This window comes from Kluyvera sp. (assembly GCF_965301105.1).
The window spans coordinates 1-12,981 of sequence record NZ_CBDKZX010000095.1 but is presented as its reverse complement, the minus strand read 5'-3'; the positions used below and the strand labels follow the sequence as shown (position 1 = coordinate 12,981).

Annotated in this window: 13 protein-coding genes and 1 pseudogene; 13 read left to right on the top strand and 1 reads right to left on the bottom strand. The window is 56.6% G+C overall.

Annotated elements, in window-relative coordinates; translation table 11 throughout:
* The 3 genes and pseudogenes from ACW14G_RS20300 to ACW14G_RS20290 all read left to right on the top strand — a co-directional run.
* A pseudogene (locus ACW14G_RS20300) lies at window positions 1-212 on the top strand (TolC family outer membrane protein); the annotation flags it as partial.
* 97 nt (window positions 213-309) lie between these two features.
* Complete coding sequence (locus tag ACW14G_RS20295) at window positions 310-2,496, top strand: type I secretion system permease/ATPase (RefSeq protein WP_283164037.1); 2,187 nt, start codon at window positions 310-312, stop codon at window positions 2,494-2,496.
* A 16-nt stretch (window positions 2,497-2,512) separates the two neighbouring features.
* Complete coding sequence (locus ACW14G_RS20290) at window positions 2,513-3,847, top strand: HlyD family type I secretion periplasmic adaptor subunit (RefSeq protein ID WP_249023379.1); 1,335 nt, start codon at window positions 2,513-2,515, stop codon at window positions 3,845-3,847.
* An 86-nt stretch (window positions 3,848-3,933) separates the two neighbouring features.
* Here ACW14G_RS20290 and proP read toward each other — a convergent pair whose 3' ends face one another.
* On the bottom strand, window positions 3,934-5,436 hold the full coding sequence (gene proP, locus ACW14G_RS20285; RefSeq protein ID WP_065356608.1) for a glycine betaine/L-proline transporter ProP: 1,503 nt from the start codon (window positions 5,434-5,436) through the stop codon (window positions 3,934-3,936).
* 687 nt (window positions 5,437-6,123) lie between these two features.
* Here proP and kdgT point away from each other — a divergent pair.
* The 10 genes from kdgT to ACW14G_RS20235 form a co-directional block, all read left to right on the top strand.
* Window positions 6,124-7,122, top strand: a complete 999-nt coding sequence (kdgT, locus tag ACW14G_RS20280) for a 2-keto-3-deoxygluconate transporter (protein ID WP_249022444.1) — start codon at window positions 6,124-6,126, stop codon at window positions 7,120-7,122.
* A 170-nt stretch (window positions 7,123-7,292) separates the two neighbouring features.
* A complete protein-coding gene (locus tag ACW14G_RS20275) occupies window positions 7,293-7,628 on the top strand; it encodes a zinc ribbon domain-containing protein YjdM (protein WP_064546752.1) in 336 nt (111 codons plus the stop codon).
* Window positions 7,629-7,719: 91 nt separating this feature from the next.
* Window positions 7,720-8,166: a VOC family metalloprotein YjdN gene (yjdN, locus tag ACW14G_RS20270; protein WP_163447500.1), complete on the top strand. Its 447-nt coding sequence runs from the start codon at window positions 7,720-7,722 to the stop codon at window positions 8,164-8,166.
* Between the two features lie 132 nt (window positions 8,167-8,298).
* Complete coding sequence (gene phnC / locus ACW14G_RS20265) at window positions 8,299-9,087, top strand: phosphonate ABC transporter ATP-binding protein (RefSeq protein ID WP_167577088.1); 789 nt, start codon at window positions 8,299-8,301, stop codon at window positions 9,085-9,087.
* Between the two features lie 23 nt (window positions 9,088-9,110).
* Window positions 9,111-10,127: a phosphonate ABC transporter substrate-binding protein gene (gene phnD / locus ACW14G_RS20260; RefSeq protein ID WP_163447502.1), complete on the top strand. Its 1,017-nt coding sequence runs from the start codon at window positions 9,111-9,113 to the stop codon at window positions 10,125-10,127.
* A gap of 117 nt (window positions 10,128-10,244) precedes the next feature.
* Window positions 10,245-11,027, top strand: a complete 783-nt coding sequence (gene phnE, locus ACW14G_RS20255; protein WP_167577090.1) for a phosphonate ABC transporter, permease protein PhnE — start codon at window positions 10,245-10,247, stop codon at window positions 11,025-11,027.
* Window positions 11,028-11,047: 20 nt separating this feature from the next.
* Window positions 11,048-11,773: a phosphonate metabolism transcriptional regulator PhnF gene (gene phnF / locus ACW14G_RS20250; RefSeq protein WP_249022446.1), complete on the top strand. Its 726-nt coding sequence runs from the start codon at window positions 11,048-11,050 to the stop codon at window positions 11,771-11,773.
* Window positions 11,774-12,226 carry a phosphonate C-P lyase system protein PhnG gene (phnG, locus tag ACW14G_RS20245; protein WP_163447505.1) on the top strand — a complete coding sequence of 151 codons (453 nt, stop codon included), beginning with the start codon at window positions 11,774-11,776 and terminating at the stop codon, window positions 12,224-12,226.
* The gene (gene phnH / locus ACW14G_RS20240; RefSeq protein WP_163447506.1) at window positions 12,223-12,807 is read left to right on the top strand and encodes a phosphonate C-P lyase system protein PhnH; all 585 of its coding nucleotides are present in this window, start codon (window positions 12,223-12,225) and stop codon (window positions 12,805-12,807) included. Before phnG ends, phnH begins: the two co-directional genes overlap by 4 nt.
* Before the next feature lies 1 nt (window position 12,808).
* Window positions 12,809-12,981, top strand: a 173-nt coding sequence (locus ACW14G_RS20235; RefSeq protein ID WP_455648742.1) for a carbon-phosphorus lyase complex subunit PhnI, incomplete at its 3' end; no start/stop codon positions are given.

Here is a 12,981-nt window from a genome sequence, read left to right as displayed (position 1 = left end):
GTAGCCTGCTGGATATGCTGGACAGCGAAAACGAAGTGTTCAACGCCCAGCGCCGTTACGTTGAGATGCAGTTCACGGAGATGTTCACCACCTACCGTATCAATGCACGCATCGGCGATCTGTTAAAACAGCTGAATATTCAGGCACCGTCTGCCGCGCAGCCGGTCGAGGTACAGCAAACGGCACACAGTAATTTACCTGACTTGAAGTAACTGATTTTGGACCTGCGGGTTATCTCATCTCACGATGGGATAACCCATTATATTCTTTAGCCTTAGCGATTGTTTCGCTGGTATATAAGGTCGGATTATGGCGTCTTATACTGATCCACTTGAGCAAGCAAATACCTCTACTGATGACCACATCAGACTCGACCCACGTCAAAACCATGATGATCCCTTACTCGATTCGCTAATGATTGTGTGCAAACTGCACAACGTCATCACCAGCCGAAATGTATTAACCGCCGGTTTACCGCTTGAAGCACACCGACTGACCCTGAGCGCATTTCCGCGAGCCGCTCAGCGCGCGGGGTTAAAAGCGCGTGTGCTGCAGAGGCCGCTGGAAAAAATTACCGCCCTCTCGCTGCCGGCCATCGTGCTGCTCAAAAACGATCAGGCCGCGGTGCTGATCGGCTGGGATGATCAACAGCGCGCCCGCCTGCTATCCGCCGAAACCGAAGGTGGCGAAAAGGTGCTTGCGCGCGAAACGCTGGCGGAGAACTACAGCGGGAAAACAATTTTTATTCAGCCGGGACATGAGTTCGGCAGCCAACCCACGGCGACCATTCCTCGTACCAAATCCTGGTTTAAAGACACGCTAAAACTGTCTAAATTCCTTTATCTTGACTCTATCGTCGCCAGTTTTATCATCAACGTGATCGCCATTGCCACGCCGCTGTTCGTGATGAACGTCTATGACCGCGTGGTGCCCAATCAGGCGACCGCCACCCTCTGGGTACTGGCTATCGGCATTTCGATCGCCTTTGTTTTTGATTTTATTCTTAAAATTTTACGTGGTGTCTGTCTCGATATCGCGGGAAAAAAGACCGATCTGATTGTCTCGGCAGCGCTGTTTGAACGCCTGCTCGGAATGAAGATGAAGCAGCGCCCTCAACGCGTCGGCGGCTTCACACAGCAATTCCAGGAATACCAATCCATTCGGGATTTTCTTTCATCGCTAACGCTCACCATGCTCATCGACTTCCCGTTCACGCTGTTGGTGCTGCTGGTTATTGCCATTGTCGGCGGTCCGCTCGCGTTCATTCCTCTGCTGTGCTATCCCATCGCATTGGTTGTGAACTGGCTGATCCAGAAGCCTTTACAAACACAGGTTCAGAAAACATATCGCTTGTCGACAGAGCGACAGGCCATGCTGGTTGAGACGCTAACGGGTCTGGATGCCATCAAGGTCAACAATGCGCAAAGCGAGCGTCAGTACCAGTGGGAACAAATTATCGGCCAACTGAGCAAGCTGGAGCTGCGGGTAAAATCGCTCTCCTATATTGCTGTCAACTTTACCGCCTGGGTCCAAAAAATTGCTGGCGTGGCGATGATTATCGTTGGGGTTTACAGCATTATCGCCGGTAATCTCAGCATGGGGGGGCTCATCGCCTGCTACCTGCTCAACCGTCGCGCAATGATGCCGATTGGCCAGCTGTGTAGCCTGATCACCCGCTACCAGCGCGCCAAAATGACCAAAGCGACCATCGACCGCATGATGGATCTGGAGCAAGAGGTCGAAGAAAATGAAGTGCCGTTGAAGCGCGAGACGCTGACTGGCGCCATCGAATTCCGCGACGTCAGCTTCCACTATCCGCAAAACCAGTACCTGTCACTCAACGGTATTTCGTTGAAAATTGAGCCGGGTGAGAAGGTCGGGATTATTGGCCGTAGCGGCTCCGGCAAAAGCTCGCTGGCCAAGCTGCTGGTTGGCTTCTACCAACCTGACGGCGGCACCATTCTGATTGACGGCATCGACGCTCGTCAGCTCGACGTCAATGACGTCCGCCATAATATCGGCTACGCGCCGCAGGATATTCACCTGTTCAGCGGCACGCTGCGCGACAACCTGTTAAGCGGTGCCAGCTACGTGGATGAAGAGACCATGCTGCGCGCCGCCACGCTGGCGGGGGTGCATGAATTCGCTCGTCGTCACCCGTCCGGCTATAACATGCAGGTCGGTGAGCGCGGGATGAATCTTTCCGGCGGCCAGCGACAGGCCGTGGCCCTGGCTCGCGCGTTGCTGCTCGATCCACCGGTGCTGCTGATGGATGAGCCGACCAGCTCCATGGATAACACCAGCGAAGATCTGATTAAGAAGTCGCTAGCCCCCATGGTCAGCAATAAAACGCTGCTGCTGGTCACCCACCGCGCCTCGTTGCTCACGCTGGTCGACCGACTGATCATCCTCGACAATGGCAAAATCATCGCCGATGGTCCGAAAGAAAGCGTGATGAACGCACTGAAGAAAGGACAAATTCATGCGCAACGCTAACCGACTTACCCGCTTTATGAAGTGGTTGTTTGGCGACAAAAACGCGTCAACGCTCACTGCTAACGAGGTGAATAAGGCGCTCATTGATGATTCCCCACGCGTGGTGCGAATCACCCTGTGGGCCATTCTCGGCTTCTTTATCATCATGATTGCCTGGGCATCACTGGCCGATATTGATGAAGTCACGCGTGGTGACGGCAAAGCGATTCCCTCCTCGCGCCTGCAAAAAATCCAGAACCTGGAGGGCGGTATTGTCGCCGAGGTATTCGTGCACGAAGGTGAAGTGGTCAAAGCCGGCGCGCCGCTGCTGCGTCTGGACGATACCCGTTTTCGCTCTAACGCTGGCGAGTCCGAGGCCGATCGTCTGGCGCTGGAGGCCCGTATTCAACGTCTGACCGCCCAGTTGGATAATAAAGAAACCCTGACGCTCTCACCCGAAATTCTGAATAAAACGCCGGATATCGCCAACGGTGAAATGGAACTGTTCGCCAGCGTCAACAAGCGCATTCAGAGCGAACTGTCCGGACTGAACGAACAGCTGGTGCAGAAGAAACAGGAGCTGCTGGACTATCAGGCAAAAGGCGCACAGTTCCGCCGCAGCCTGGGCCTGTTACAGCAGGAAATCAGCATGTCTGAGCCACTGGTCGCCAAGGGGGCGATTTCCAAAGTGGAAGTTCTGCGTCTGCGTCGTTCTGAAGTCGAAACCCGCGGACAGCTTGAGTCCGTGACGCTGGCCGTCCCCAGAGCCGAAGCGGCGATCAAAGAGATTGAGAGCAAAATCAACGAGACGCGTGGCCGCTATCGCAGCGAAGCGCTGTCGCAGCTCAATGAAGCCCGTACCGATCTCAGTAAAACCGAAGCTTCCGGCAAGGCGATTGAAGACCGTGTCAACCGTACGCTGGTGACTTCGCCGGTGCGCGGCATCGTGCAGCAGCTGATGGTCAACACCATCGGCGGCGTTATCCAGCCGGGGAACGACCTGGTGGAGATCGTGCCGCTGGACGACACGCTGCTGGTCGAAGCGAAAATCCGCCCGCAGGACATCGCGTTTTTACGCCCTGGGCAGGAAGCGATGGTCAAATTCACCGCCTATGACTACACCATCTATGGCGGGCTGAAGGCTAAGCTGGAACAGATAAGCCCCGATACGGTCACCGACAAAGACGGTAAGAGTTTCTATGTCATCCGTCTGCGCACCGAAAAAAACCACCTGGGCAGCGACGAGAAACCGCTGATTATTATCCCGGGGATGGTGGCGTCGGTGGATATCATCACCGGTAAGAAAACCATTCTCTCCTACCTGCTGAAGCCGATTCTGCGCGCGAAAGCAGAAGCGTTCCGCGAACGTTAAGCATAAAAAAACCCGGCGTACTGCTGTACGTCCGGGTTATCGCTCGTTATGTCGGTCGGCGCTGTCGTCCGGCAGCGCGGAAGACGTTACTCGTTAATCTTCGGATGCTGCATTACCAGCTGCGAGCGTTTCTCCTGCAGCGCGGCAATTTCCGCATCGATATCTTCAATCTTGTGCTCAATATGGTCGTGATGTTCCTGAAGAATCTCACGCGCTTCCTCAATGTCCGAGGCCGCAGGCGTCGCGCCCTTCAGCGGACGGTTGGCGGTCTCTTTCATCATCACGCCGGTAATCAGGCCAATCACCGCAATCACCATCAGATAGTAAGCCGGCATCATCAGGTTCTGCGTCGACTCCACCAGCCAGGCCGCCAGCGTAGGCGTCAGACCGGCCACCAGCACCGAGATGTTAAAGGCGCTGGCCAGCGCGCTGTAGCGAATGTGGGTTGGGAACATCGCCGGTAGCGACGACGCCATCACCCCGGTGAAGCAGTTCAGGATCACCGCGAGCAGCAGCAGGCCGGAGAAAATCAGACCAATGGAGTTACTGTTAATCAGGATAAATGCCGGAATCGAGAACACCAGCAACGCCACGCTACCCACCACGACAAATGGGCGACGGCCAAAGCGGTCGCTCAGCAGCCCCATCACCGGCTGCACAAACAGCATACCGATCATAATGGCGATGATGATCAGCACCCCGTGGTCTTCGGAGTAGTGCAGGTTATGCGACAGGTAGCTCGGCATGTAGGTCAGCAACATGTAGTAGGTGACGTTGGTCGAGATAACCAGACCGATACAGGCCAGCAGGCTACGCCAGTGCTTGGTCGCAATTTCTTTAAACGAGACTTTCGGCCCGTCCTGTAAACCCTGACGGTCGCCCTGCTCGAGTTTATCCACGTGCTGCTGGAACGCTGGCGTCTCTTCCAGCGCATGACGCAGGTAAAGACCGATAATACCCAGCGGCAGCGCGACGAAGAACGGAATACGCCAGCCCCACTCGAGGAAGTTCGCCTCACCCACTGCCGTCGAGAGCAGAACCACCAGCCCTGCGCCCATCACAAACCCGGCGATAGAACCAAAGTCCAGCCAGCTGCCCATAAAGCCGCGCTTACGGTCCGGCGAGTATTCCGCTACGAAGATCGACGCTCCGGTATATTCGCCGCCGACCGAGAAGCCCTGCGCCATTTTACACAGCAGCAGCAACACCGGCGCCCAAATACCAATGGACTCATACGACGGAATAAGGCCGATACAGAATGTACTGAGCGACATAATAATGATGGTGATAGACAGAATCTTCTGTCGACCGTATTTATCCCCTAGCATCCCGAAGAACAAACCGCCCAACGGACGTATCAGGAAGGGAACAGAGAAGGTCCCCAGCGCGGCAATCATCTGCACGCTTGGGTCAGCGTCCGGGAAGAAGACTTTACCCAGCGCGTAGGCCACAAATCCATAGACCCCGAAATCGAACCACTCCATCGCGTTGCCCAACGAGGCTGCGGTGATTGCTTTGCGTAGTTTGGCATCGTCGATAATGGTGACGTCACGTAGCGTGATCGGTTTTACTTTTTTCCTTCTAAGCATGGTTTTCCTCGTTCAATTTCGCCTTGAACGCACACCCAGTGGGGGCAAACGGCAAGGCGTTTGCGAAGGTGCGTAAAGGGAACCGTGGCAAGTCTGGTTCCGTTTATCCAAGCGTAGCAGGTTTGCATGTCGGCGTTGGAGTATGTTCTCCGACAATCAAACCTGTTGGGCCTGATGGCGAGTCTGTCAGTTAATAAGGTGCCTCTCGAAAAATATCCCGCAGAGAGGCAATCCTATTTACCCTAACAGCGATTAATATTGTGATCAACTTAACAAAAGAGTGACACTCGCCACAGCGCCGAAATATTTCGCTCACTTTCCCCCTATCGAATGCCGCTTCACCAGTGGAAAAACCGGGCAAATCACCTCCTTTCCCCCCTCATTTAAGAAAAAAAATATTTCAGAATCTTTCACAAAGAATTCACAGCTCAATTCAATTTCACCATAGCGCATTTCTCATTTATGAAATGTGTGATCTATATAACTAAAACATCGTTTTATTTTCATTGAATCAGCATTCCAGTAAATGCATTATAGCGTCCGAAACAGCTTTAAACATGCCAGAAAATTTCTTCTTAACCGGAGTGCGCTGGCATGAAAACACCAGATGATAGCAACATAAATAACTGAAATTATTATACTTAATCTCTTCTGCCGTCAGAGGACGGTACGAGGCGAGGATGCCAGATGAAAATTAAAGCAACAATGGAACGAATCCCAGGCGGGATGATGCTTATCCCGTTACTGTTAGGCGCGGTATTAAATACCTTCGCACCGAGCACCGGCGAATATTTCGGATCTTTCACCAAAGGCATGATCGGCGGAACGGTGCCTATTCTGGCCGTCTGGTTCTTCTGCATTGGGGCATCCATTGATTTACGTGCCACCGGGATGGTATTACGTAAATCCGGCACCCTGGTACTGACCAAAATCGCCGTTGCCTGGGTTGTGGCAATGATTGCGGCCATGTTCATTCCGGATACGGGTATTCAGACCGGTTTCTTCGCCGGACTTTCCGTTCTGGCGATTGTCTCAGCAATGGATATGACCAACGGCGGCCTGTATGCCAGCCTGATGAATCAGTATGGTACTAAAGAAGAGTCAGGCGCTTTCGTCCTGATGTCGCTGGAATCCGGCCCGCTGATGACGATGGTTATCCTCGGTTCTGCTGGCCTTGCTTCTTTCGAGCCGCACCACTTTATCGGCGCCGTACTGCCGTTCCTGATTGGTTTCACCCTCGGCAACCTGGACCACGACCTGCGTGCATTCTTCAGCAAAGCAACGCCGGTACTGATTCCGTTCTTCGGCTTTGCGCTGGGTAATACCATCAACCTGAGCGTGATTCTCGACACTGGCCTGCTGGGTATCGTACTGGGTGTTGCCGTTATCGTTATCACCGGTATTCCGCTGATTATTGCTGACCGCGTCATCGGTGGCGGTAACGGCACCGCAGGTGTCGCCGCCTCCTCCGCAGCGGGCGCTGCCGTGGCAAACCCGGTGATTATTGCGCAGATTAACCCATCGTTCGCCCCGGTCGCCGCCTCCGCGACGGCGCTGGTTGCCGCCAGCGTAATTGTCACCGCGATTCTGGTGCCGATTATTACCGCGCTGTATGCGAAACGTTATGGCGCACCAAAACCAGCAGACGCCGAAACGCAGGTAATACCGGAGTCCGCGCACCACTAATCGGTTCCCTCTCCCCGCGGGGGAGAGGGTGAATTTCCCCGCCATTCCTCATCCCGTCCGGGATAACACCGACAAATGCAGGGTTTTATTGTATAATCAGGGCTATTTTCGGCGATTTGCCGTTTTTTCAGGCCCTTGCCTTTCGCACTGCACTTTTGAGGAAACACTCCATGTCATTACCCCACTGCCCACAATGCAACTCCGAATACACCTACGAAGACAACGGCATGTTCATCTGCCCGGAATGCGCACACGAGTGGAACGATGCTGAACCCGCACAAGACAGCGACGCGCTGATCGTCAAAGACGCTAACGGCAACCTGCTGGCTGACGGCGACAGCGTCACCGTCGTCAAAGACCTGAAGGTCAAGGGCAGCTCTTCCATGTTGAAGATCGGCACCAAAGTGAAGAACATCCGCCTGGTCGAAGGCGACCACAACATCGATTGCAAAATTGACGGCTTTGGCCCAATGAAGCTGAAATCTGAGTTTGTGAAAAAGAACTGATCCCTACAGGCGGGAAAGCACTTTCCCGCCTGGTTACTTTGCCTCAGCAGCACCTAGACTTAATGAGCGACTCTTACCTGAGGTAACGATTATGCCGTTAAGTCCCTATCTCGCCTTTTCCGGAAACTGCGCCGATGCCATTGCCTACTATCAGCAGGCGCTGGGTGCGGAACTGCGCTACAAAATCACCTTCGGCGAAATGCCGCCCTCATCGATGGATGATGAAGGTGGATGCCCCTCCGGCCTGAAATTCCCCGACAGCGCCATTGCCCACGCCAACGTCCACATCGCCGGCAGCGATATCATGATGAGCGACGGTATCTCCCCGGACGACGCCCACTACGCGGGCTTCACGCTGGTGCTCGACACTCAGGACGTTAAAGAAGGTAAACGCTGGTTCGATAATCTCGCCGCCAACGGCAAGGTAGAAATGCCGTGGCAAGAGACCTTCTGGGCACACGGGTTTGGCCGTGTAATCGACCGGTACGGCGTACCGTGGATGATTAACGTGGTCAAACAACAAGAGCCGACGCTCTGACAACGCGGGAGGCGGCGGCCTCCCTTCCTGTCATCAAATTCCCGTCAATTATTCATCATCGAGTCATCCCGCCTTAACCCAAATGTCACATGAGTTCGCCACGATGGGGCCACCTTTTTTGAGGGTCCCAATATGCAAACCATGATTCGCGTTGAAAAACTCAACAAGACGTTCAACCAGCACCAGGTACTACACGCTATTGATTTGAACGTTCACGCCGGTGAGATGGTGGCTCTGCTTGGCCCGTCCGGTTCTGGCAAATCCACCCTTTTACGTCATCTTAGCGGCCTCATCGTCGGCGATAAAACGCCGGAGTGCCGCATTGAGTTGCTGGGCAAAACCGTACAGCAGGCGGGCCGTCTGGCGCGCGACATCCGTAAGAGCCGCGCCCACACCGGCTATATCTTCCAGCAGTTCAACCTCGTTAACCGCCTGAGCGTTCTGGAGAACGTGCTGATTGGCGCGCTCGGCAGCACGCCTTTCTGGCGCACCTGCTTGGGCTGGTTCACCCGCGAGCAGAAACAGCGCGCCTTACAGGCATTAACCCGCGTCGGCATGGCGCATATGGCCCACCAGCGTGTATCAACGCTGTCCGGCGGCCAGCAGCAGCGCGTGGCCATTGCCCGTGCGCTGATGCAGCAGGCGAAAGTGATCCTCGCCGACGAACCTATCGCCTCGCTGGACCCGGAATCGGCGCGCATCGTCATGGACACGCTGCGCGACATTAACCAGACCGACGGCATCACCGTGGTGGTGACGCTGCATCAGGTCGACTATGCGCTGCGCTACTGCGAACGCATCGTCGCGCTGCGCCAGGGACAGGTGTTCTACGACGGCAGCAGCCAGCAGTTTGATAACGAACGTTTTGACCATCTCTACCGCAGCATAAACCGCGTCGAACAGAACGCGCAGGCTGCTTAACGTCCCCACAATGAGGAATGGAAATGAGTTATAAAGCGGTTGCCGCGCTGGCCTTCACCAGCATGTTTAGCCTCAGCACCCTGCTCAGCCCCGTGCATGCGGAAGAACAGGAAAAAGCGCTGAACTTCGGCATTATTTCGACGGAATCACAGCAGAACTTAAAGCCACAGTGGGAACCGTTCCTGAAGGACATGGAAAAATCGCTGGGCGTAAAGGTGAACGCTTTCTTCGCCCCGGACTACGCGGGCATCATTCAGGGCATGCGCTTCAATAAAGTGGATATCGCCTGGTACGGTAACCTCTCCGCGATGGAAGCGGTAGACCGCGCCAACGGCCAGGTGTTCGCCCAGACCGTCGCCGCCGACGGCTCGCCGGGCTACTGGAGCGTGCTGATCGTCAACAAAGACAGCCCGATCAACAACCTCAACGACCTGCTCGCCAAACGCAAAGAGCTGACCTTCGGCAACGGTGACCCGAACTCCACCTCCGGCTTCCTCGTCCCTGGCTACTACGTCTTCGCCAAAAACAACGCCTCCGCCAGCGACTTCAAGCGCACGGTCAACGCCAGCCATGAAACCAACGCCCTGGCCGTCGCCAACAAGCAGGTGGATGTGGCCACCAATAATACCGAAAACCTCGACAAGCTGAAGGTCTCCGCGCCGGACAAACTGAAAGAGCTGAAGGTTATCTGGAAATCACCGCTGATCCCAGGCGACCCGATTGTGTGGCGCAAAAACCTCTCTGAATCCACCAAAGACAAGATCTACAGCTTCTTTATGAACTACGGCAAAACGCCGGAACAGAAAGCGGTGCTGGAACGTCTGGGCTGGGCGCCGTTCCGCGCTTCCAGCGATCTCCAGCTGCTGCCGATTCGCCAGTTGACCCTGTTTAAAGAGATGCAGACGGTGAAGGGCAACGACACGCTGAACGCCGCGGATAAAGCCACGAAGACCGCCGAGATTCAGGCGCGGCTGAACGACCTTGACCGTACCACGGCGGCGATTGGCGCGATGACGTCGGTGACTAAAGCGGTGCAGTGATCGATCCCCTCTCCCCCGTGGGGAGAGGGTTAGGGTGAGGGGGCAACGGCGCACGCTGATGCCCTCACCCCGGCCCTCTCCCACAGGGAGAGGGAGAACTAACCACGGAGCTCAACCATGCAACACACCATCACCATCCCCCCACCCAAGCGCAGCTGGTTCTCGCTGATCAGCTGGGCCATCCTGCTGGCGGTGCTTGTCGTCTCCTGGAAAGGGGCGGAAATGAACCCGGTGACCCTGTTCACCGACGCGGGCAACATGGCGACTTTCGCCGCCGACTTCTTCCCGCCGGACTTCAGCCAGTGGCAGGACTACCTCAGCGAGATGGCCGTCACCCTGCAAATCGCCGTCTGGGGCACCGCGCTGGCGGTGGTGCTCTCCATCCCATGCGGCCTGATGAGCGCCGAAAACCTCGTGCCGTGGTGGGTTTACCAGCCGATGCGTCGGCTGATGGACGCCTGCCGCGCGATCAACGAAATGGTCTTCGCCATGCTGTTCGTCGTGGCCGTCGGCTTAGGCCCCTTTGCTGGCGTACTGGCGCTGTTTATTCACACCACCGGCGTACTCTCCAAGCTGCTTTCCGAAGCGGTGGAAGCCATTGAACCCGGCCCGGTTGAAGGCATCCGCGCCACCGGCGCCAACAAAATCGAAGAGATCCTCTACGGCGTGCTGCCGCAGGTGATGCCGCTGCTCATCTCCTACTCGCTCTATCGCTTCGAGTCTAACGTCCGTTCCGCCACGGTGGTCGGGATGGTGGGCGCAGGCGGTATCGGCGTCACATTATGGGAGGCGATTCGCGGCTTTCAGTTCCAGCAAACCTGCGCATTGATGGTGCTGATCATCGTCACCGTCAGCCTGCTGGATTTCCTCTCCCAGCGTTTGCGTAAGCACTTCATCTGATTAGCGAGGTCTTGTTGACTATGCACCTGTCTACACATCCGACCAGTTATCCAACGCGTTATCAAGAGATTGCCGCTCGCCTGGAGCAAGAGCTCCGCCAGAACTACCGCTGCGGCGACTACCTGCCCGCCGAGCACCAGCTGGCGGCGCGCTTTGACGTGAATCGTCACACCCTACGTCGCGCCATCGACCAACTGGTGGAGAAAGGCTGGGTTCAGCGCCGTCAGGGGGTTGGCGTGCTGGTGCTGATGCGCCCGTTTGACTACCCGCTGAACGCTCAGGCGCGTTTTAGCCAGAACCTGCTCGACCAGGGCAGCCACCCCACCAGCGAAAAGCTGCTGTCGGTACTGCGTCCGGCCTCCGGCCATATCGCCGAAGCGCTGGGCATAGCCGAAGGCGACAACGTTATTCACCTGCGCACGCTGCGCCGGGTCAACGGCGTGGCGCTGTGTCTGATCGACCACTACTTTGCTGACCTCACGCTGTGGCCCACGCTGCAAAGTTTCAGCAGCGGTTCGCTGCACGACTTTCTGCGCGAGCAAACCGGTATTGCGCTCAAACGCAGTCAGACCCGCATCAGCGCACGTCGGGCGCAGGCCAAAGAGAGCCAGCGCTTAGAAATTCCCAACATGGCGCCCCTGCTGTGCGTGCGCACCCTGAACCACCGTGAAGGCAACGACCAGGTGATGGAGTACTCCGTCAGCCTGACCCGCGCCGACATGATCGAATTTATTATGGAGCACTGAATGCACCTCGATACCGCAACCCGTCAGCACTGGATGTCGGTGCTGTCTCACAGTAAGCCCGAGAGTCTGGCGGCAAAAATGGTTGCCCTGAATATCCGTGCCGACTACGAAACCCTCCGCGCCCCGGAAACCGGCCTGGTCCAGCTACAGGGCCGCATGGGCGGCACCGGCGAACGCTTCTTTGCCGGTGACGCCACGCTAACCCGCGCCGCCGTGCGCTTGAGCAACGGGACCGTGGGCTACAGCTGGGTGCTGGGGCGCGATAAAGCCCACGCCGAGCGCTGCGCACTGATTGATGCGCTGATGCAGCAGCCCAGCCATTTTCAAACCTTATCAGAAACCCTGATTACCCCGCTGGAAGCCGACCGTACCGCGCGTATTGCCGCACGTCAGGCTGAAATTAACGCCAGCCGGGTCGACTTCTTTACGCTGGTTCGCGGAGATAACGCATGACCCTGGAAACCGCTTTTACCCTTCCCGTGCAGGATGCCCAGCACAGCTTTCGTCGCCTGTTAAAAGCCATGAGCGAGCCGGGCGTGATCGTCGCGCTGCATCAGCTCAAGCACGGCTGGCAGCCGCTGAATATTGCCACCACCAGCGTGCTGCTGACCCTGGCCGACAATGACACGCCGGTGTGGCTGTCCAACACGCTGCATAACGATATCGTCAGCCAGAGCCTGCGTTTTCACACCAACGCGCCGCTGGTTGAGCAGCCGCAGCAGGCGACTTTCGCCGTCTCAAGCGACACCATCAGCAGCGAGCAGCTAAACGCCCTGTGTGAAGGCAGCGCGGTGGCGCCGGAAACCAGCGCCACGCTGATTGTGCAGGTCCCCAGTCTCAGCGGCGGGCGCATGCTGCGCCTGACCGGTGCGGGTATCGCCGAAGAACGGATGATCGCCCCACAGCTGCCGAACTGCATTCTGCATGAACTGACCGAACGTCCGCACCCGTTCCCGCTCGGCGTGGATCTGATCCTCACCTGCGGCGAGCGTCTGCTGGCCATTCCACGCACTACTCACGTCGAGGTTTGCTGATATGTACGTTGCCGTCAAAGGGGGCGAGAAGGCGATAGCCGCCGCCCACGCGCTACAGGAACATCGACGCCGGGGCGACACCGCGCAGCCGGAACTCAGCGTCGCTCAGATTGAACAGCAGCTTAACCTGGCGGTAGACCGGGTGATGACCGAAGGCGGCATCGCCGACCGCGA